The organism is Halococcus dombrowskii, assembly GCF_022870485.1.
GTDB lineage: Archaea > Halobacteriota > Halobacteria > Halobacteriales > Halococcaceae > Halococcus > Halococcus morrhuae.
Window position 1 is genome coordinate 1498096 of the sequence record NZ_CP095005.1, and the last position, 21583, is coordinate 1519678.

Here is a 21583-nt window from a genome sequence, read left to right on the forward strand (position 1 = left end):
GGCCGTTTCGCTATCGGGTTGATCGATCCCCGAATCCGACGGTCGCAGCGCTCAGTCGTTGTACCGAGCGACCAGCGCCAGGATCGCGAACACGACGAGCAACAGCGTGCCGGCGATGGTGAACAGGCTGATCGATCCAAGCCAGTCGAGTATCCCTCCGCTCTCGCCCTGTGGCTGTGTGGTCGCGTTCGCCGCCTCGGATGCGGTCGGCGATGCCGTCGGCGTTGCGGATGGCGTTGCCGTGGTCGTCGAGGGTGTATCCGGCGTCGGTGTCGCCGTCGACGTTGCTGTCGGTGTCGCGGTGGCTGTGGGCGTCGCCGTCGGCGTCGCGGTAGCCGTCGGTGTCGGTGTGGACGTCGGCGTCCGTGTTGGCGTCGGCGGGGCAGTCGTCGGCGGTGCGGACTGTGGGAACGTCGCGGGGTCGACCGGCGTACCGTTGACGGAGACCTCCGCGGGCCCGCCGGAGACGTTCAGCGCGGTGATCCGACCGCGAAACGTGAAGTTGTCGACGCCGTTGAGCGCCGTCGAGCCGGACGCCGTCGCGCCATCGACCGTATCGGGCTGATCCGCGCCCGTGAGATCGGCTCCCGGTCCCGGCTCGATGTTGCCGCTGACCGATATCGTATAGAAGACGCGCTCCTCGCCCGTACTTCGGATGGCCACGGTGTTCGGCGTCGACTGTTGGAGCTGTTGCTGTGTGGGTGCGTCGGCAGCCGCTGCTGGGCTGCCGCCGGCCGTCGCCGGACCGCCGCTGGCCGCCGCGAGACCAGCGCCGAGGAGACACAGAGCGACGACGCTGACGCAACCGACCCGCCACCACGACCGATCATCCCGTCGTTCGGCTTGCTGCTCTTGCATGGCGATGTTCAGTGCTTGCGTCGACCGTCGCGCGTGGCGTTCATCACCCTAGCGATTCGGGATCGGGAGTGCGGACGCTACGCAGCACCGAACGGATCGTCGAGATACTCCTTCGGAACGGCGTTTCGCACCGTGACGAGCGGATCGACGACCTGGCTGATCTCCAGCCCACCGACGAGGCTGGAGAACAGATACGCTTCGGTCGTCTCCCAGTCGTGCGTGGCTTCGAGCAACGCCATCAGATCACGGTTGGCGAGCGTCGCGGCGATCTCCATCGTTTCGGCGCTCGCGATCGTCTTCCACGCCGCGTCGGTTTCGACCAGCGGTCGGTCGAGCGAGACGGTCGGATCGGAGACCACGTCGAGGGTGACGTCGATCTCGGTCCCGATCTCGACGCCGGTACCGCACATCTCCCCGTCGGCCATCGCGGCCTTCGCGTCGCCCATCGCGAGCATCGCACCGTCCTGGAAGACCGGGAAGTACGCCGTCGTGCCGGCGGTCATATCCGTCGTGTCGAGATTCCCACCGTGATCGTGCGGGACGAGTGTCGAATAGGAATCGGTGGCCGGTGCGACCCCGATCGTCCCGATGACCGGCTGGATCGGGACGGAGACGTCCCCGAACTCGACGGAGTCCCCATCGATGGGTGTCATGCGCGTGAACGGGTGTTCGATGTCGGCTGCGTCCTGCTGGAGGCCGAACGCCGGTGCGGTGACGACGCGGCCGCGATCCTCGGTGACGCGGATCGCCTCGATGTCGACCCGGAGGACGTCGCCCGGCGTGGCTCCCGCCACGGCGATGGGGCCGGTCGCGGCGTTGACTTCGTCCGGGATCGACTGCAATCGGTCGGTGTCCTTCTGGATCGCCCCTTCGAGACTGTCGACCGTCTCGACGGTCAGCGATTCGCCGTCCGCAGCGGTGTCGGCCGGTTCGAGCGCCGGCGTGAACTCGTAGATGCGGTCATCCGTGTACGATACGGTCGTTCGTGACATTACTAGATGGTTCGAGGGGGACGAGCAAAAAACCACCTGCCGGTACGTTGCTCACGTCGGTCGACCCGCATGGATCCGACAGTACTGAGGGATGATAGCGGAGGACACGTTTATATCGTCGGTGATTGACCGAAGGGCATGGTCGAGCTGCTCGTCGAGAACGGTCGCATCGTGACGATGAACCCGGCGCGCGACGTCATCGACGACGGCGCAATCGCCATCGACGGCGGAGAGATCGTCGCTGTCGGATCGATGGCAAATGTCACCGATCAGTACGATGGCGATCGGATCGTCGACGCGAGCGGCCACGCCGTCCTCCCTGGGTTCATCGATCCGCATACGCACGTCGCGGACATCCTCGCTCGTGGCGGCGTGAGCAACGAGCGGGCGCTGTACGACTGGCTGTTCAACGTCAAAAAGCCAGCAATTTACGCCATGACGCCCGACGATCACGCCGTCGCGTCGGCGCTGTTCGCCACCGAGGCGCTCCGTGCGGGGATCACGACCTTCGTCGAGTTCCCGGAGGTGTTCCTCATGTGGGACGACGAGTCCGAGGCCATTCTCGAAGCGAAACTGAACGAGTACGACGCCGCGGGCATCCGGAACGTCTACGCGCAGGCGTTTCGCGACAACGACGATATCCCGCGAACCCTGACCGAGTTCGTCGATCGCGTCACGCGGAAGGAGCCGGCCGTCGAGCACGTTCCGATGGACGCCTCGTTGAGCGGGACCGACGCCGCCCTCGACCGGGTCGGCGACGTCTTCGATCGATACCACGACCCGTCGCCGGACAGCCGACAGCAGGTCTGGATCGCGCCCGAGAACGTCGTGACGGCGACCGACGACGGGCTGACTGCGGCCGCCGAATTCGCCGCGCGACGGGAGACGATGACGACGACTCACGCCTCGGAGACGGTCCACGAGGAACACGGTGAGATGAGCCACGTGGAGTATCTCGACGCCGTCGACTATCTCGGCGAGCGCACGGTTTTGGCTCACTGCGTGCACGTCGACGAGCATGATATCCGTCTGTGTGCGGCGACCGACACGAAGATCGTCCACAATCCGCTCACGAACCTGGTGCTCGGCTCCGGCATCGCACCGGTTCCCACGATGACCAACTACGGTGTCACGGTCGGTCTCGGCACCGACAACCCGAGCGGCAACGACACGATCAACCCGCTCTCGGACATGCAGTACGCCGCCCTCATCCACCGGGCTGACCGCCGGGATGCGGGAGCCGTCACCGCCGAGAAAGTCCTGGAGATGGCCACCATCGATGGCGCACGCACCATCGGACGGGTGGACGAACTCGGCTCGGTCGAGACGGGCAAGCGCGCCGATCTGTCGCTCGTCGATCTCGACTACCCGCAGCTGACGCCGATCCGCAACATCGCGTCGACGCTGGTCTTTCAGACACACGGCCACGAGATCGATACGGTGATCTGTGAGGGCGAGATCGTGCTGGAGAACGGAACGGTGCCCGGCATCGAGGAGCGCTATCCCGATCTACTCGTAGAAGCGCAAACACGCGCCGACGACGTACGCTCCCGTGCGGGCCTGGATTCGGTGGCCGATCGTGAGTGGACCAGCCGCTCGGCCAACTGACTCGCTCCATCGCCGGGTTATCCCGGGTCGGGATCCGAACGTTCCTCGGAACCGATAGCCGCCGCCAAACGGAACGGACGACTATACTGTCGGACGGAAGTACGTGACGTTCGAATTGCGAAAATCCATTGTAACGAGCGACAGTTCGCCTCACGGTTTCCGATCAGTTCCGTCCGACAGTATATCGACGCTGCTCTCACGGATCCGTGTACGTGACGGAACTCATTACGAGCGCATACCTGATCGAGGATTAATAATAATAGTATATAAATATGCAGTAATACGAGGTCTGTTTCTCAAACGAACATATATTTTACCACACCTGTACTTGCGTAACGTGGTATCATGTCACAGGAATCTGCGGATCACATACAGTACGACTTGGACGACAAACCACCGCTTCCGGAGGCGCTCCCGCTCGGTCTCCAGCACGTGTTCGCGATGTTCCTCGGGAACGTCGCACCGCCGCTGATCATCGCGGGTGCCGTCGGGCTCGCGACCGGCAGAACCACGTTCCTGGTCCAGATGGCGCTGCTCGTCGCGGGCGTGGCGACGCTCGTTCAGGTGTTCACCGTCGGTCCCGTCGGCTCGAACCTTCCCGTCATGATGGGGACGAGCTTCGCGTTCGTCGGCCCGCTCGTCGCCATCAGCACGCAGTTCGGCTTACCGGCGGTGTTCGGTGCCTGTCTCGTCGGCGCGTTCGTCGAGATCGGCATCGGTTTCTCGTACGACTACATCGACCGGTTCTTCCCGCCGCTGGTGAGCGGGATCGTCGTCATGCTGATCGGGCTGACGCTCATCCCGGTCGGGATGGACTACGCCGCCGGCGGTGCGGGCGCGGAGAACTACGGCTCACTGATGAACATCGGGCTCGCCTCGCTCGTGTTCTTCGTCACGCTCGGGCTGAACCAGTTCTTCACCGGCTTCCTCCGGATCACGAGCGTGTTCCTCGGCATTCTCGTCGGCTACATCGCCGCCATCGTGCTCGGCGTCGCCGACTTCTCGGCGGTCGCACAGGCCGGCTGGATCGCGATCCCGACGCCGCTGGAGTTCGGCATCGCCTTCGAGCCGAGCGCCATCATCACGATCGCCTTCCTCTACGCCGTCACCGCGGTCGAGACGATCGGCGATATGACCGGGATCGTCGCCGCGGCGAACCGCGAGCCGACGCGCGACGAGATCCGCGGCGGACTGTTCGCCGACGGTATCATGAGCGCGATCGCGGCGGTCTTCAGCGCCTTCCCGAACACGTCGTTCTCGCAGAACGTCGGCGTCATCAACTTCACGGGCGTTCTCAGCCGGTACGTCGTCGCCATCGGCGGCGGACTGCTGATCGTCGCCGGCTTCGTCCCGAAGGTCGCCGCGCTCGTCACCGCGATGCCCGACGCCGTGCTCGGCGGCGGCGCGCTCATCCTGTTCTCGACGATCTTCTCGAGCGGCGTCAGCATCATCGACCGCGATGTCGATCTCAACCACCGGAACACGACCATTCTGGCGGTCTCGGTCGCGCTCGGGCTGGCCGTCGAGTTCCGGCCGGACGCCATCGCGAGCTTCCCCGAACTGTTCCAGACGGTGCTCGGCTCGGGGCTCATCATGGGTGGGATCAGCGCGCTCCTGCTCAACATCGTCATTCCCGGATCGAGCGGTGCGGACGTCGAACCCGAACCGCCCGCCGACGCCGAACCGTCCATCTCGGGTGACGGTGGCGTCGTGGACGAAGACTGAGGTCCACAGCGCACGAAACTGACCCTCCCGTCCCGGTTTCCGAACGTGATTTTTCACGGGCAGCCGATCAGCGGTCAGCAACGATCGGCGCGCTCGCCACCCCGATCGGATCGGTTTCGCGTGCGGGAGCGAACCGGATGCGCCAGCCGTCGTCGATGGCCTCCACTCGAACCGGTGCCGGCAGCCACTCGGAACGACGACGGGAGAGTTCGACGACCAGCGGGAGCGTCGGGAGCCGCCCGTCGTGTGGCGTCAGCGCGTACTCCGACAGCTCCACCACGACCGACCGCACGCCGTCATCGGGTTCGGTCGCGCCCGACGAACGAGCCGAACCACGGAGCACGCCACGGTCACGGAGATACGCAAGCGTCGCCGCGACCGGCTCCGCGTCGGTCGATAGGATGGGCGAAGAGAGACGACGCGCGGCAGCCGAGAGGACGTCACGCTGGACCGATGGATCGAGTCGCGTGTCGAGTTCGACGGCCATCCCTTCGAGCAGGCAGAGACAGAGATCGTCGGGTTCGGCGATGGACTCGGCGAGATCGAAATAGCGATCCATGACGGCCGTTTCGACGGCGTCGTAGCCCGCTTCGGAGAGCGTCTCGAAGACGGCAGCGGCGGTACGATGGCAGAACTCGACGAGTTCGTGGCGCTCGATCCGTCCTTCAATATCGGGCTCGACGCGGTTGCTTCGATCCGACGAGCGCCGATCCGCCAGGCCGTTCCCGTCGGATCGCGGCACGTTTTGCTGGACGATCACGTCGTGATAGGGAAGTCGGGGATCGTACCGGCGGAGCGCGGCCCGATACTGCTCGGCGGCCTGTGCGGCCGCGCGGGCTGTGGCCCGGTTCGGGAATCGGAGCTCGGCGGCCGGAACGGGTCGATCGCCGTATCGGCTACAGACGAGGGTGTACTCGCCGTCATCGCTGGCGAGCGATTCGATGTGATCGCGGATATCGCCGAGCGTCGTCCCGATCATGGTCCGCTCTACCCCCGCTCCTCAGTCAGCGGCCCAACCGTGCTGCTCCGGCGCGAAACGGCCGACGGACGATCGACGGCGTAGTTCGCACGGTCGAACGGCGTGTTCCGGCTCACGGCGAGACGTTCCCCGCAACGATGTCGGCGACGCGCTGGCGATCGAATAATTGTTCGTCCCGATCGAACTCGTCGGGATAGAGCTGCCACGCGCCGCGCTCGGTCCACGCGAGGTTGATGATCGGCCCCTGGTAGATGCCGGCACCGCGGTGAACGGCGTCGTTCTCGACGGCGGTCAGCTGGCTCGCCACGTCGTGGTTCTCCATGAACGAGACGAGCGTGTCCTGGAACTCCTCGCGGGACATGCGCTCGAAGCGACCGCGGCCGTCCCACATGAGGAGGACGTCCGGATCGGCCTCGACCAGCGTCTCGTAGTCGATCGTCCCGCCGGAGACGTAGTAGTCCTTTATTCCAGCTTCTTTGAGGGCACTCGTGGCACCGAGATCGCGCCACTGTTTGTACGACGTTCCCTCGTTGATCGGGTAGGGATAGAACTCCTCGGGCTCGTTCGAGGAAACGAGGAGGATCGCCACGGAGGGGCGCTCGGATTCCGGTGGGAGGCGGTTTTGCACCCGACCGATGACCTCGTCATGGAGCTGCTCGAACGCGCGATAGCGCTGCTCCGCGCCGAAGACTTGCGCGAGCTTCTCGAACGCCTCGTAGAGGGAGTAGTACCGGTGATCGTGCCACTGGAACGCGCGGGAGTAGCTGCTGTTGCCGAACACGGGGCCGACGTTCTCGCGGATTTCGTCGAGATCGGCCTGCTTCCATTTCGATCGGCTCAGCACGAAGACGGGATCGAACACGTGGACGTCGGCACCGAGCTCGTAGAACCGCTCCTTGCTGAGCGACTTGCCCCACAGCTCGTCGAGGTCCTTCCAGTGCACGTCGATGCCAGGAATGTCGTCGTAGACGTGCGTGTGATACCGGTTGGGTCGCCAGAGCCCCTTCGGCGGTTCCCGGCCGAGCGCGATGCCCATGTCCGCCCAGCTGCCGTTGTTCGCGATCCACGTCTCCGGGATGCTCTCGAACTCGACGTCGCCCACCGGTGCCATCGTCACCGAGTGCGATCTCCCCGATCCTGTCGTCGTCCCGCTGGAGCCGCTCGTCCCGTTGCCCGACTCACCCTTTCCTGTGCAACCCGCGAGCAGTCCCCCGCCAACCGCCGCACCGCCGTACTTCAGACAGTCGCGTCGCGTCGGTACCCGGTGTGTCGTCGGCTCGGTGTCCATACGAGTTAGGCCAGCCTAAAACGATATATCGGTTTCGGTTTTTAGGCTTGCCGAAACAGTAGGAACGGTCGCTGGGATGGTCAACCGTATCGACGCTACGAACCCGTGACCAGCGCCTCTTCGAGCAGTTCGAGCGGGTGGCGGATCTCGTAGCCGGTGCCGTGTTCCATCTGCATCGCGCAGGTCGGACACTCGGTCATCCCGGTCTCGCCGTCGGCGTGTTCCATATGCTCGAACATCTCCTCGCCGATCTCCATCGAGTAGTCGTACTTCTCCTCTTTCCAGCCGTAAGTCCCTGAAATCCCCGAACAGGAATCGCCGACGTCCTCGATGGCGACGCCGTCGAGGTCCGAGAACAGTTCGACGGCCTGCGTGTCGAGCCCCTGATTGCGTGCGTGACACGGGGCGTGGTAGGCGAGTTCGCTCCCCTCGACAGACGCTTCATCGAGTGCGTCCTCCAGATCCTCGTGCAGGCGGAGATACTCGACGCCCTCGTAGGTGTGGGCGGCGACGTCCTCGATGCCGTCGAGATCGAACAGTTCGGGGTACTCTTGGCCGAGCGCCATCGAACAGGAGGTACAGGAGGCGACGATCTCGGCACCGTTCTCGATCGCTGCGGCGAGGTTCTTCACGTTGGTCTCGGCGTGGCGGCGCGCGTCGCCGAGCATCCCGTTGGCGAACATCGGCGTACCCGAGCACTTCTGTGGCGGAACGAGGATCTCGTAGCCGAACTCCTCGTACACTCTGACCATCGCCTTGCCGACCTCGGGCGTGTTGAAGTTCGAGTAACAGCCGTGGAAGTACGCGATCCGCTTGTCGGGATTCGAAACCTGCGCACCGCCGCGGGCGGTCCACCACTCGCGGAAGGTGTGGTCGGCGAACGCCGGGAACTCGCGCTCGCTCGTCACGCCCATCGTCTTTGCCATCGCCCAGCGCGCCGGCCCGAAGTTCATGACGAAGTTCGCGACGCTCGGGGCGTAGGAGGCGAGCCACGCCGACGTGTGGTAGTTCGCGAGAATTCGATTCCTGAGTCGTTCGACGAGCCCGTCCTGGCCCTCACGGACGATTTCGAGCGCCTCGCGTGGACTGCCGTCGACGAGCGCCGACAGCGCCTCCCGGCCGAACCGCTGATTCTCGACGTACTCGCCGCGTGCGGTGTTGTGCATCTGGCTCAGCGGCACCGAGGATGGACAGGCGTCGTCACAGCGCATACAGTTCGAGCAGGAGGTGATCGAGTCGTCGATCTCGTGATCTTCCTTACGCTTGAGCCGCCACTGTTCGGGGCCCTGGAACTTCGGGCCGGGGAACTCGTCGTCGACCTCGGCGACCGGACAGGACGTATCACACGTCGAACACTTGTAACAGTCGTCCGCGCCCGGGCGGAGATCCATCTCGGTCGTCTCGAAGACGTCCACCGGTTCGAACTCGTCGGCGTCGTGGGTTGGTGCGTCGCTCATGTGTATCACTGGTTCGCCGCCGCGCCCGCCGCACGGCCGGCCGCGTGACCGGTCGCCAGCGAGATGCCGCTACCCGATTTTTCCGCCGCGAAATCCGCGCCGCCGAGAACGCCCCCGGCGGCACGGAGGTTGTCGTATTCCGCTCCTCCGTCCGCGTCGAGCGGTCGCAGATCGTCGTCGACGTCGACCCCGAAGCGCGCGAACGGGTGATCGCCAAACGCCTCGTCGTCGAACCACTCGTAGCGGTCGTCGGGGTGGGGGACGTGACAGTCGAAGACCGGTTCGATGACTTCCTCACGATCCGAGTCGATTCCCTTGCCGACCAGTCCACCGGTCGCGAGCACGAACTCGTCGGCGTGGAACGGCGTCGGTCGACCGTTGCGGTCGGTCGACACGCTTTGGATCCGTCCGTCGCTCGCGTCGAACTCCGTGACGGGGTTGCCGGTCGTCCGTCGTACGCCCGCCTCGTCCAGCGCTTCCTGGAACAGCGCTTCGAGCCGGAGTCCGAGCAGGCTCGGCGGTCCCATCGGGACCTCGAACACGTCGACCCCGAGAGACGATTCGAGCGCTTCGCGGACTTCCTGAGACTCCTCCTCGCCGAGCACCGCCGGAAACCCGACCCGCTCCGCGTTCCCGAGGTGGGATTCGAGAGTCCGCGCGAGCGCGCGCCGTACCGGCGTCGATCCGCTCGCGGTTTCGACGGTCTCGTCATCGTCGAGCGCGCGGGCGAAGCGCGTCACGCGCGAGTCGGCCCTGAAATCGCCGGGGAACGCGACGGTGACACCGCGCGTCGTTCCCGGAACGCCGGCGGCGGCGAGGTGGTCGGCTGCGAGCGGCGCGTCGAAGGCGGTCAGCGAATCGAACCCCACGAGCAGCGTCTTTCGATCTCGACTCGCCAGCCCCGGGGCCACGCGCGCAGGGTAGCGCGCGGTCGGTTTCACGGTGCCGCCGTGGGTCGCCACGAGCGCGTTCGCGTCGGTGTGGGTTCCCCGATAGGCGTCGCCGGTCACGTCGTCGAACAGGGACAGTCCTGCTCGCACGGCATCGTTCCCGACTCGCCGGTAGGGATGAGTTTTGGGGAGCAAGGAGAGCATGTCGAACGGGTCGGCGACGAGTTCGCCGTCGGCGTAGCCAAGAATATCGACGAGCCCGCTCGCGTGTCGGAGCGTGCTCTTCTTGTGTGAAAGCAGTCGCACCCGTGCGCCCTCGCGGGCCGCCCGGAGTGCAGCTGTCATGCCGGCGAGCCCGCCACCGATCACGCAGACGTCGTCCTCAATCGCCACGGTCGTCCTCCCCGTCGTCGATTCCTTCGCGCGCACCAGCACGACCGCCATCGGCCGCTGCTTCCGGCATGGGCGGTCCCGCGTCGAAGCGGTCGTACTCGATTCCGTCATCCGACGCCGCCGGATCGCGATCCCGGTTCATCGTGGTCGCGTGGAGCGCGTGGTTGAGCATCGCCTGGGAGAGCTGTTCACCCCAGAGCGCGTGGCGCTGGCCCTTCCAGCGCTCCTCGTACAGTTCGTTCAGGGCGGTTCTCGTCGTCGCCTCGTCGTACTCGGGATGGAGCAGTGCGGCGATCCGATGGGCACAGAACCCACCCTGACAGTTGCCCATCGAGGCACGAGTGCGGATGCGCGTCGCGTTCAGATCGGTGCCCGCGTCCGCGATGGCGTGGTCGAGTTCCGCGCGCGTGACCGCCTCGCAGGTACAGACCACCGGGTTTGGATCGTCGGTTTTCAGCACCTCGTCGGCCTTGCTCCCCAGTCGTTCGGCGCTCCGGCGGCCGACCGGCGAGCGCAGCCCGAACTCCTCCATGTAGTCCCGAAGCACCGAGAAGTCCTCGCTGCCCGGGAGGGGCTGCTCGGCGGTGCGACAGCTCCCCTCGACGCCGAGTTTCTCGCAGACGTGATCCGTGATCTGCTCGGCCATCAGCCGATAGGTGGTGAGTTTCCCGCCCACGATCGACGTCATCCCTTCCAGACTGTCGCGCTCGTCGTGATCGAGCAGGAAGAACTGCCGTGTGATATCCGTCGGATCGGTCGTGCCGGTGTCGGGCGGTTCGTACAGCGGGCGCACGCCCCAGAAGGATCTGATCGTTCTGGCCTCGCTCAGGATCGGCACGAGCTCCGAGAGGGTGTCGATCATCATGTCGACCTCCCACTGCTCTTCGGGGTAGTCGTCGGGGTCCTCGACCTCCACATCCGTCGTTCCGAGAATGCAGGCCGTCTCGTGAGGGACGATGATGTCGGCGTCACCTTTCGGCCGACAGCGGTTGACGACCGTGTCGACCTGTCGGGTGTTCATCACGGTCATCACGCCCTTCGACGGGCGGACCTCGACCTCGACGCCCGCCATCGCGCCCAGCTCCCCGGCCCACGCGCCGGTCGCGTTCACCACGTGATCGGCCTCGATGCGCTCCGTCGTGCCCGGTTCGTGGTGTGAGCGCTTGCCCGGGCCACTCTCGTGACGTACCTCGACGCCCGTTACTTGGTCATCCTCGACGAGCACGTCCGTGACCTCGGTGTGGGTCTCGATGCGCGCGCCGTGCTCCTCGGCGTCGGCAGCGTTGGCAACACAGAGGCGAAAGGGGTCGATCGCGCCGTCGGGCACCCGGATCGCCCGTTCGACGTCGTGGGTGAGATACGGTTCGATCTCCCGGGCTTCCTCGCCCGAAATCACTTCGGCCGGAATGTCACAGTCGCGACAGCCCGCGAGCTTCTCCTCGAAATACTCGTCGTCGTCCGCAGGCAGTTGGACGAACAGCCCGCCGGTCATCTCGACGCAGTGGCTCGCGATCTCGCGGAGAACGCGGCTCTCCGCGATGCACTCGGCGGCGCTCTCCTGATCCGAGACCGCGTATCGCCCGCCGCTGTGGAGCAGCCCGTGCATCCGGCCCGTCGTCCCGTGGGTGAGATTGCCGCGCTCGACGAGCGTGGTGTCGACGCCACGTAGCGCGAGATCACGCGCGATACCACAGCCCGTCGAGCCGCCGCCGATGACGAGCGCCTCGGTTTCGGTTGCCATCTGTCCGTGTGTGCATGACGCTCCACACGCTTTATTTTATCGGTGGGGGGTTAGTGGCCGTAGATAACGGCTTTCCAAGGGGAAGCGAGCGGTGAACGAGCCGAGCGATCGGTCCGATTCTCCCGATCGATCGCCGAGCCAGTTGCGGTGTTCGTCGCCGTTCGCACAAGGCTTATCACCGCATACAATGATTTACGGCCGAACACGTGTCAGTAGTAACAGACAGCAGACGGGAGAACGGGAGGGGGTCGGACAGCGAGGAACGGCGTCGATGGCGACGAGTTCGGTCGATCGGCGGTCGACGACCGAGCCGGTACGGTCGATAACCGTGGACCTCGCTGCTCGCATCCGACGGCGACGGGAATCGGTTGGGGAGACACGGGTCGTGCTCGACTACCACGCGATCAGCCCCATCGCCCACGTCGACGAACCGACCAACCGGGGGACGGTGCTCGAACGGCTGCTCGACTACGTCGATCCGGTGTTCGACGGCCGCCTCCCGCCGAACGCCTACGTCTGGGGACCGTCCGGGAGCGGGAAATCGGCCGTCGTCACCGCGCTGCTCGACCAGCTCCGTCGCGTGGGAACGCGTTCCGGTTCGGTGATCCACACCTCGACCCGCGGCGGGACGAACGCGGCACCGGCGCTCGTCTACGTCGACACGCGCCACGCGAGCAGCGAGTTCGGCCTCTATCAGACGGTGCTCGACGGGATGCTCGACGAATCGGTGCCGAAACACGGCGTCGGGACGGACACGCTCCGCTCGCGGCTGGCCGAGACGCTTGCGGACGATCGCCGGCTGCTCGTCGCGTTCGATCACGTCGACGAACCCGGCACGCAGTCGCTCGCGTCGCTCGTCTCGGCGTTCGATGGGATGGCCGACTCGCTCTCCTGGCTCGCCATCGGCCATCGACCGCCGTCGGAGCTTTCGATCGACGGTCCGCCCGAGCGCATCGAGGTTCCGGCCTACCGCGACCTTGCGCTGGTCGACATCCTGACGGCTCGCGCGTCGGCGGGGATGGCGCGGCGGGCCATCGAGCACGAACAGCTCCGTCGCATCGCCGTCTGGGCCGACGGGAACGCCCACGACGCGCTCTGTGTGCTGTTCGCGGCAGCCGACGAGGCGGCGCTCGCGGGGGTTTCGGGCGTCCGCGAGCACGACCTCCACGTCGGCATGGACGCCCTCCCGCGGCCGGCGGTCTCGCTTGGGCGCGTGTTCGCGCTCTCGGTGAACCGCCAGCAGGTGCTGGCCCGGCTCGTCGAAATCGACGACGATCAGCGTGCATCGGTCGACGCCGCGGCCACCGCCGTCGCCGCCACACCGAGCGTGGAGCTCTCGAAGGGGACGGTGAAGCGCCTGCTCTACGAACTCGCCGAGATCGGGATCGTCGAACGGGTGAGCGAGGAGCGCTCGGTCGGCGCTGGCCGATCACCGAGCCGCCTCGAACCACGGTTCCCGACACGGGTCTTCGGCCGGCTTCACGGCCTCGCGAACGCGTAGCGAGCGGGACGGATCGCGCGTCGCTCCACGCCGAGAAGCTGGCCGGCCGCCGAAACCACGGCCTGCGCAAGATTTATGTGAATAGAAGATACTGTTTACGGACGGATACATGGTAGTAGTAAAAACCGGTCGAAGCGCGCGGCCCGTGGACGGGAGCCGACGATGAGCGAGGGGACGTACGTCGGCGCGATCGACCAAGGGACGACGGGCACGCGGTTCATGGTGTTCGACCACGGTGGCGGGGTCGTCGCCAGTGCCTACGAGAAACACGAACAGTACTACCCGGAACCGGGCTGGGTCGAGCACGACCCGATGGAGATCTGGGAGAACACGAAGTCGGTCATTGCCGACGCGCTCGACAGCGCCGGCATCGACGCGACGCGGCTCGACGCGATCGGCGTCACCAACCAGCGCGAGACGACGCTGTTCTGGGATGCCGACACCCACCGGCCGATCATGCGGGCGATCGTCTGGCAGGATCGTCGGACCACCGACCGGATCGAGGAGCTCGAAACGAACGGCAAGGCCGAGACGATCCAGGCGAAGACGGGGCTCGAACCCGATGCCTACTTCTCGGCGACGAAGGCCGAGTGGATCCTCGACAACGCCGATCCGATCAAACTCCAGCGCTCGCGCCCGCAGGACATCCGCGAGCGCGCCGCCGACGGCGAGGTGCGCTTCGGCACGATCGACTCGTGGCTCATCGAGAACCTCACGGGCAACCACATCACCGACGTGACGAACGCCTCCCGGACGATGCTGTTCAACATCCACGAGATGGACTGGGACGACGAGCTCCTGGAGGAGTTCCGGGTGCCGCGCGCGGCGCTGCCCGAAGTCCGTCCGTCGAGCGACGAGAACCTCTACGGAACGACCGACGCGGACGGGTTCCTCGGTGCGGAGATCCCCGTCGCCGGCGCGCTCGGCGACCAGCAGGCCGCCCTCTTCGGCCAGACCTGTTTCGATCCCGGCGACGCGAAGAATACCTACGGCACCGGGTCGTTCTTCCTGCTCAACACCGGCGAGGAGGCCGTCGAGAGCGATCATGGCCTCCTCACCACGATCGGGTTCCAGCGCTCGGGCGAACCGGTGCAGTACGCCCTCGAAGGCTCGATCTTCGTCACGGGCGCTGCCATCGAGTGGCTCGAAGACGTCGAACTGCTCGACAACGCGATGGAGTCAGAAACCGTCGCCCGCAGCGTCGAGTCCACTGATGGGGTCTATCTCGTTCCCGCTTTCACGGGACTGGGCGCACCCCACTGGGACGGCCGTGCAAGGGGAACGATCGTCGGGATGACCCGCGGAACGGAGCGTGCACACATCGTCCGCGCGGCGCTCGAATCGATCGCTTTCCAGACTCGCGACGTGGCCGAGGCGATGGAGGCCGACGCGGGGATCGACATCAGCAGTCTTCAGGTCGACGGCGGCGCGGTGAAGAACAACTTCCTCTGTCAGCTCCAGGCGAACATCGTCGGCACCGACATCGTGCGCCCGGAGGTCGACGAGACGACGGCGCTCGGCTCGGCTTACGCCGCCGGGCTCGCGGTGGGCTACTGGGACGATCCCGAGAAGCTGCGCGACAACTGGCGGGTCGACCGCGAGTTCACGCCTGACGAGGACGCATCGGTCGATGGCCGCTACGAGCGCTGGAGCGAGGCGGTCGAGCGCTCGCGCGACTGGGCGCGGGAGGCCTGAGATGCACACACTGCTTCAAATACCCGTCCTCGGGATCGGTATCGAGGAGTTCGTCTATCTGGCGCTCGCATCGCTCGCTGGCGGCGCTTTCGGGGCGTACCTCGGCGCACTGCCGGCGTTCGTCTTCACTGGCTTCCTCACGTTCACTGGCGAACTGCTTGCATATCTCCAGTCGGGAGTCAACGGCGTCCTGTCCGGGGTCGATCCGGGTTCGATCGCCATCGGTGTGACGGGCAGCCTCGGTTTCGGTGCCATGTTCGGCCCCCACGTCTCGTTCGCCGGCGGTGTGGCCGCCTCAGCGTATATGGGCAAGAAATATCCCGAACTGGAGCCGAGTGGATGGGATCTCCATCCGGGGAAAGTCCTGACCGAGGCGTACGACACTGCCAAACTCGACATCATCGGGGTCGGTGCGCTTTTCGGCTTCATCGGCTGGCTCCTCGTCGCCATCCTCGGTGGACTCGGTCTTCCGGCCGATAACGTCGCCGTATCCGTGTTCACGACGGCGTTCATCGCCCGGTTGGCGTTCGGCTACCCGCTGATCGGCAAGCCGGCCGGCGACTCGTATTTCGACGTGAGTCCGTTCGAACGTGGTGACGAGAGGCCGGTCGAGAACGGCGACGGTGAGCCGGTCGCCGACGGCGGAGTCATGCGGATGGATACCGGAGTGTGGCTTGGTCACCAGTACAAGTGGGGCCCCGTCGCCGTGCTCGGTGTGGTTGGCGGAGCCATCGGTGCGTACCTGTGGATTTTCACCGGCACCTTCTTCCTCGGCTATGGCATCTCCGCGATGAGCCTGCTGTTTCTCACCCTTGGTGTGGCGAAGATTCCCGTCACCCACCACATCACGCTGTTGGGTTCGGTCGGCGGTGCAGTGGCCGCGGAGATCGCCAGCGGGGAAATAGCGGCGACGGCTGGCACCGAAGTCGCGGTCATCGCTCTCATCGGTGGCATCGTCTTCGGGACGATCAGTGCGCTCCTCGGTGAGGTAAGCGAGCGCCTCTTCTATGCGCACTCGGGGACGCACGTCGACCCGCCGGCGGTAGCGATTGCTGCCACGATGGTCATCGTGTACGTCCTGTACGCGCTCAACGTGACCGCTGCGTCGGGATATCTCGGTCTCTAACCCAACACGCCACCATCACAACTCAACACCAACCATGTCACACACATCAGAAGACGTCGAACTGTACGTCTGCTTGAACTGTAACGCCGTGCTCGCTGGCGACGTTACCGGAGGAACGGGCGAAAACCATACCTTCAGTGCACCGGACGAATGTGCTGCCTGTGGAAACGACGATATCGTCCGGATCGGTTCGTATCCACACGAGGCACAGCCATAGAAGGTCACACGACCGCAGCGGATCGTCAAACCGGTTTTGTTCGCGGGTTCCTAAACACGGTGAGATCTATCTTGACAACCACCATTTCACGGGTGGCTGTGCATGACGAATCTAGCTAGCTGACCGCTGTCTGTGAACACTGCCAGGACATCTGTGAGAGGACGATCGTCAACGACCGTGACCTCGTGGATTGCGCCTACGACCCACCCGGTGACTGTGCTCCCTGTGGCAGCACCGAATTCGTCGAGATGGAGGACTACCCTCACTTCGGCTGAACGACCGGACGGACAGCGACGGAACGGTATCTTTCGCCGATCATTCCTCGCAATCGGCCAGTAACGACGCCGTGCAGTCGTGATCGGTGGGACGCGACGATGGAAAGATATATCATTCACCGGTAGTAACACTGGGTTGCATGACGGATGAGTTCGATCAGTTCAGCGACGTGGGCGAAGCACAGGTAACCCGAGCGATCAGTCAGGAGTGGACCGAGGAGTTCATGGACTACACCGAGTCCGACGTGATCATCATCGGTGGCGGTCCCTCGGGGCTGATGGCCGCCAAGGAGCTCGGCGAGCGCGGCGTGAAGGCGATGGTCGTCGAGAAGAACAACTATCTCGGCGGCGGGTTCTGGCTCGGCGGCTTCCTGATGAACAAGATCACCGTGCGCGACCCCGCCCAGTCGGTGCTCGACGAGATCGACGTCGACTACAAGCGCTCGCAGGACAGCGAGGGGCTCTACGTCGCCAACGGTCCCGAGGCGGCATCGGGCCTCATCAAGGCCGCCTGTGACGCCGGCGCGAAGATGCAGAACATGACGGAGTTCACCGACATCGTGGTGCGCGAGGACCACCGTGTCGGCGGGATCGTGATGAACTGGACACCCGTCCACGCGCTCCCGCGCGAGATCACGTGTGTCGACCCCATCGCCGTCGAATCGGACCTCGTCATCGACGCGACCGGTCACGAGGCGATGGCCGTCTCGAAACTCGACGAGCGGGGCGTGCTCGACGCACCCGGCATCGCCGACGCCGCAGAGAACGCGACCGGTATGGACCAGACCGAGGACGGTCAGTACGGCGCTCCCGGTCACGACTCGCCGGGTCACGACTCGATGTGGGTCGGCCAGAGCGAGGACGCGGTCGTCGAGAACACGGGCGTCGCTCACCCCGGCCTGATCGTCTCGGGGATGGCGACCGCGACGACCTACGGTCTCCCCCGGATGGGCCCGACCTTCGGTGCGATGCTCCTCTCGGGCAAGCGCGCGGCCCAGGCCGCCATCGACGAACTCGGCGTCGACGCCGAGCCCGTCGACATGAGCTCGCCCGCACCGGCCGACGACTGAAGCGACCGACGCATTCCCGAACCCCGACCCCGATCGGCGGCCCCACCTCGGGCCCCGATCGATCGCCGGTTCGCCGGCATCGCTGCGGCGACGGCTGCTAGTACTCCCACCCGTAGCAACCCGGCGAACGCGGCTTCTCCTTCCCCTATTCGTCGTTTCGCACAGCCAGTTCGATCCGTTCGGCCGGATCGACGAAATCGTCCGCCGAGAGCCCGGCGACGGCGTCGTGGAAACACGTCCGATAGCTGTCCGGACCGGCGTATTCGCCGAATTGCTCGTCGGCGGCGGCCTCGCCGGCCAGCCCGAACGCGAGCGTGCCGGCGAGCGCCGCCCGTTCGTCGTCCAGCGCGGCCGTGAACACTGCGAGCGTCATCCCGAGCATGCAGCCGGTGCCGACGACCGAGCCGAGCAGCTCGTCGCCGCCGTGGATCTCGAATGCTTCGTCCGCAGTCGCGACGATGTCGACCGCGCCGGAGGCGACGACGACGCTGTCGGTCTGGCGCGCGCAGGTGATGGCCGTCTCGGCGATGTCGCCGTACTCGCCGACCGATTCGACGCCGCGGACGGTCGCGTCTTCGCCCGCCAACGCCGACACTTCGCCGTAGTTGCCGCTGACGATGCTCACGTCGAGCTCGGTCGTCAGTCGCTCGGCGACGCGATCGCGGGTCGACGTCGAGCCGACGCCGACCGGATCAACCACGACAGGCGTTCCGGCCTCGTTCGCCGCCTCGCCGGCGGCCAGCATCGTGTTCTCGCCGCTCTCGCTCACCGTTCCCATGTTGAGCAGGCAGGCGTCGGCGGCCGCGACCATCTCGCCGACCTCGCGCTCGTCGTCGGACATCACGGGGAGCCCGCCCCAATGAAGGGCGATGTTGGCCACGTCGTTGACCGTCACGTCGTTGGTGAGCGCGTCGATCAGCGGTTCGGTCTCGTCGACCGCGTCCAGAGCGTCGGCGAGATCGAGTCCGTCGAGCGCGCTCATTGGGCCACCTCCTCGACGGTATCGGCGAGCTGTCGCGTTGCAGCCGCCGGATCGTCGGCGGCGGTAATGGCCGAAATGACCGCGACACCGTCCGCGCCGGCGGCGACGACGTCGCGAGCGTTTTCGGGTGTCACGCCACCGATGCCGACGATCGGGACGTCGACGGCGGCCGTGATGTCGGCGACGGTCTCGGTGCCGATCCGCGCCTCGGCGTCGGGGACGTCCTTCGAGGTCGTCGCGTAGATCGCGCCGACGCCCAGATAGTCCGCGCCCGCGCGTTCGGCGGCCTCGGCGGCTTCGACCGTCGAGACCGAGCGGCCGATACAGCGCTCCGATCCGAGAACCTCGCGCGCGGCGGGGATCGGGAGATCGTCGTCGCCCAAGTGAACGCCATCGGCGTCGACGGCGGCCGCGATATCGACCCGATCGTTGACGATGAAGGTGACGCCGGCGGTCCGCGTCTGCTCGCGGAGCTCCTCGGCAAGTTCGTAGCGCTCCCGGACGGTCGCGTTCTTCTCGCGCAACTGGACGGCCGTCACCCCGCCATCGATCGCCGCCGCGACGATCTCCTCGGTCGAACGGTCGCGCGAACGGTTCGCCTGCGTCACGAGATACGCACCGGAGACATTCATGCGTTGTATATCGAAGTGGTCGAAGGGGCGGGATATGAATGTCGGTCGCCGCGTTCGCTCGTCGGCGATCCGTTCGTGGGGGCTCCCGAGTTCCCGATCGCGGACGGGTGGTGCTACTCAGTCAGTTCTTGGAACTTCTCGACGGCCGCCCGTGCGATCTCGACGTCCTCGTCGGGCATCCCGCCGCTCGATCCGACCGCCCCGACGACCTCACCGTCGACTTCGAGCGGGAACCCGCCGCCGAAGATGACGATACGACCCTCGTCGACCGTCTGAAGCCCATACAGCGTCTCACCGGGCTGTGCCACGTCGGCGAGTTCGTGCGTCGGCATCTTCAGACCGGCGGCCGTGTAGGCCTTGTTCCGGGAGATGGTGACGCTCGGCAGCCACGCGCCGTCCATCCGGTGCTGGGCGACGAGGTTGCCCTCGGAGTTCGACACCGTGAGCACCGACGGCACCCCGATCTCCTCGGCGTGTTGTTCGCCCGCTTCGATCACCGTCGTCGCTCGTTCGAGTGGGATCGTCGCTACCATCGTCCGTTCGTTTCACTCCAGTGTACAAAAAGGTGGAGGCCCACACAACCGAGAACGCGGAAAACGCTGCCGTGTCGTTGCGGACAATCAGTCACGATCGATTATATATGTAGGTTCGATGAGAAAGAAAACCCATATAAACACCCGTCACGAACTCTTTAAGGTTGAAATTTCGCGCGTCAAATCCCGTTCGGTTAGTCGTACTGTACATTGGCCGTCTGCTCGTTCGTGCCGGGTTGCTCGAATCCGAGCGAGCACGTCGCACGACGAAGCTCGCCTGGCCACGCATCATCACCGGTATCGCCCGGATGTCGAAGAACGCCGTCGACATCGCCATGATCGGCATCGCGCTCGGCTCGACGGCGATCGCCGGCGTCGGCTTCGCCAGTCCCTACTGGGGCTTTGCCTTCGCCATCGGCGGCGGCATCGCCGCCGGCACGATCGCACTGGTCTCACAGCGCTACGGCGCGAAACGCCTCGGCGACATCGATCGCGCCGTCCGATCGAGCGTCGCCGTCGTGATCGCGCTCACGCTGCCGATCGTCGCTGCGCTCTGGCTCGTCCCCACCCCGCTGGTCTCGCTGATCGGCGACGATCCGGCGGCGATCGCCTTCGGTGCCGACTACCTCAAAGTCGTCGCGCTCGGCATCCCCTTTGCAGCGCTCAATCTCATCGGGAGCCGCGTCTATATCGGCGTCGACGACGCACGGACACCGATGATGCTCCGCAGCGCTGGCGCACTCGCGAACATCGCCATCAACGCCGTGTTGATCTTCGGCTTCGGCCTCGGCGTCGTCGGCGCAGCGCTCGGCACCGTCCTGTCGAGCGCTGTCGTCACCGGCCTCTTCGCCGTCGGTCTCGTCAAGGGTCGCCTTCCTGGACTCGGTACACTTCCCGTCCAGATCGATCCGCGCGGGAGCTATCTCGGTACCGATATCCGTCACGTCGTCTCGATCGGGACGCCCGTCATCGGTCGCGAACTCGTCTTCACCGTCGCGGAGTTCCCGATGCTCGTCATCGTTGCGCTGTTCGGCAGCGACGTCGTCGCCGCCTACGTCATCGCGCGGCGGATCTGGGGACTGATGAACACACCCGGCTGGGGCTTCGGTCTCGCCTCCTCCAGCCTGGTCGGCCAGGAACTCGGGAGCGGCCACGAGGAGACCGCCGAAGCCTACGGCCGCGAGATCGTCCGGTTCGCGGTCGCGGTCTACCTCGTCTCGGCGGGCCTCGTCTTCGTCTTCGTCGACGAGATCGTCGCCGCGTTCGTCGGCGACCCCACCTCGTCGGTGGTGCCGGTCGCGGTGTCGCTCGTCTCGGCGGCCTGTTTCGCCATCGTTCTTCGCGGGGTGTCGGGCGCGGCCGCCGGCCCGCTCGACGCCAGCGGCGATACCAACTGGACGTTCTACAGCCAGCTGCTCGGCATCTTCGGCGTCTCCATCCCGATCGCCTATCTCGGCGCGACGACTTCGCTCGGTCTCACCGGGCTCTCGCTGGCCTTCCTCGCCGAGACGACCGTGCCCGCCGTGCTCAACTACTACCGCTTCAACAGCGAGAAGTGGAAGCAGGTGAGCCGGGACTACCGGTCGGACGCGTCAGCGTAAGCCGCTCGCACTCGACGAGG

Annotated in this window: 17 protein-coding genes; 7 read left to right on the top strand and 10 right to left on the bottom strand. The window is 65.8% G+C overall.

Features of this window, described 5'->3' with window-relative positions; genetic code table 11:
• Positions 1-51: 51 nt before the first annotated feature.
• Positions 52-858: a hypothetical protein gene (locus tag MUK72_RS07815; protein WP_244698413.1), complete on the bottom strand. Its 807-nt coding sequence runs from the start codon at positions 856-858 to the stop codon at positions 52-54.
• 77 nt (positions 859-935) lie between these two features.
• The gene (locus MUK72_RS07820) at positions 936-1850 is read right to left on the bottom strand and encodes an acetamidase/formamidase family protein (RefSeq protein WP_244698416.1); all 915 of its coding nucleotides are present in this window, start codon (positions 1848-1850) and stop codon (positions 936-938) included.
• 138 nt (positions 1851-1988) lie between these two features.
• On the opposite strand from MUK72_RS07820, the gene MUK72_RS07825 reads away from it, so the two are divergent.
• Both MUK72_RS07825 and MUK72_RS07830 read left to right on the top strand, forming a co-directional pair.
• On the top strand, positions 1989-3458 hold the full coding sequence (locus MUK72_RS07825; protein WP_244698419.1) for an amidohydrolase family protein: 1470 nt from the start codon (positions 1989-1991) through the stop codon (positions 3456-3458).
• A gap of 345 nt (positions 3459-3803) precedes the next feature.
• Positions 3804-5183 (top strand): uracil-xanthine permease family protein, encoded by a 1380-nt coding sequence (locus MUK72_RS07830; RefSeq protein ID WP_244698423.1) that lies wholly within the window; start codon positions 3804-3806, stop codon positions 5181-5183.
• 67 nt (positions 5184-5250) lie between these two features.
• On the opposite strand, the gene MUK72_RS07835 is transcribed toward MUK72_RS07830, so the two are convergent.
• The 5 genes from MUK72_RS07835 to glpA all read right to left on the bottom strand — a co-directional run bounded on the left by MUK72_RS07835 (position 5251) and on the right by glpA (position 11931).
• Complete coding sequence (locus MUK72_RS07835) at positions 5251-6162, bottom strand: DUF7551 domain-containing protein (protein WP_244698426.1); 912 nt, start codon at positions 6160-6162, stop codon at positions 5251-5253.
• A 112-nt stretch (positions 6163-6274) separates the two neighbouring features.
• Positions 6275-7450 (bottom strand): ABC transporter substrate-binding protein, encoded by a 1176-nt coding sequence (locus MUK72_RS07840; protein WP_244698429.1) that lies wholly within the window; start codon positions 7448-7450, stop codon positions 6275-6277.
• A gap of 95 nt (positions 7451-7545) precedes the next feature.
• On the bottom strand, positions 7546-8907 hold the full coding sequence (locus tag MUK72_RS07845) for an anaerobic glycerol-3-phosphate dehydrogenase subunit C (RefSeq protein ID WP_244698432.1): 1362 nt from the start codon (positions 8905-8907) through the stop codon (positions 7546-7548).
• A 5-nt stretch (positions 8908-8912) separates the two neighbouring features.
• On the bottom strand, positions 8913-10190 hold the full coding sequence (glpB, locus tag MUK72_RS07850) for a glycerol-3-phosphate dehydrogenase subunit GlpB (protein ID WP_244705298.1): 1278 nt from the start codon (positions 10188-10190) through the stop codon (positions 8913-8915).
• Complete coding sequence (gene glpA, locus MUK72_RS07855; RefSeq protein ID WP_244698435.1) at positions 10180-11931, bottom strand: anaerobic glycerol-3-phosphate dehydrogenase subunit GlpA; 1752 nt, start codon at positions 11929-11931, stop codon at positions 10180-10182. The genes glpB and glpA overlap by 11 nt, the downstream gene beginning before the upstream one ends.
• A gap of 271 nt (positions 11932-12202) precedes the next feature.
• On the opposite strand from glpA, the gene MUK72_RS07860 reads away from it, so the two are divergent.
• The 4 genes from MUK72_RS07860 to MUK72_RS07875 all read left to right on the top strand — a co-directional run bounded on the left by MUK72_RS07860 (position 12203) and on the right by MUK72_RS07875 (position 17815).
• The gene (locus tag MUK72_RS07860; protein ID WP_244698439.1) at positions 12203-13432 is read left to right on the top strand and encodes a Cdc6/Cdc18 family protein; all 1230 of its coding nucleotides are present in this window, start codon (positions 12203-12205) and stop codon (positions 13430-13432) included.
• A gap of 162 nt (positions 13433-13594) precedes the next feature.
• Positions 13595-15127, top strand: coding sequence for a glycerol kinase GlpK (gene glpK / locus MUK72_RS07865; protein WP_244698469.1), 1533 nt, complete (start codon positions 13595-13597; stop codon positions 15125-15127).
• A 1-nt stretch (position 15128) separates the two neighbouring features.
• Complete coding sequence (locus MUK72_RS07870) at positions 15129-16253, top strand: DUF7973 family transport facilitator (RefSeq protein ID WP_244698472.1); 1125 nt, start codon at positions 15129-15131, stop codon at positions 16251-16253.
• A 632-nt stretch (positions 16254-16885) separates the two neighbouring features.
• Positions 16886-17815, top strand: a complete 930-nt coding sequence (locus MUK72_RS07875) for a sulfide-dependent adenosine diphosphate thiazole synthase (RefSeq protein WP_244698495.1) — start codon at positions 16886-16888, stop codon at positions 17813-17815.
• A gap of 145 nt (positions 17816-17960) precedes the next feature.
• On the opposite strand, the gene thiM is transcribed toward MUK72_RS07875, so the two are convergent.
• The 3 genes from thiM to MUK72_RS07890 all read right to left on the bottom strand — a co-directional run bounded on the left by thiM (position 17961) and on the right by MUK72_RS07890 (position 19962).
• The gene (gene thiM, locus MUK72_RS07880; protein ID WP_244698498.1) at positions 17961-18797 is read right to left on the bottom strand and encodes a hydroxyethylthiazole kinase; all 837 of its coding nucleotides are present in this window, start codon (positions 18795-18797) and stop codon (positions 17961-17963) included.
• Complete coding sequence (gene thiE / locus MUK72_RS07885; RefSeq protein ID WP_244698501.1) at positions 18794-19429, bottom strand: thiamine phosphate synthase; 636 nt, start codon at positions 19427-19429, stop codon at positions 18794-18796. The genes thiM and thiE overlap by 4 nt, the downstream gene beginning before the upstream one ends.
• A 113-nt stretch (positions 19430-19542) precedes the next feature.
• A complete protein-coding gene (locus MUK72_RS07890) occupies positions 19543-19962 on the bottom strand; it encodes a GlcG/HbpS family heme-binding protein (protein ID WP_004052920.1) in 420 nt (139 codons plus the stop codon).
• Positions 19963-20198: 236 nt separating this feature from the next.
• Between MUK72_RS07890 and MUK72_RS07895 the strand changes: the two genes are divergently transcribed.
• Entirely contained in the window at positions 20199-21563 is a 1365-nt protein-coding gene (locus MUK72_RS07895; protein WP_244698504.1) for an MATE family efflux transporter, read from the top strand.
• The last annotated feature ends 20 nt before the right edge of the window (positions 21564-21583 follow it).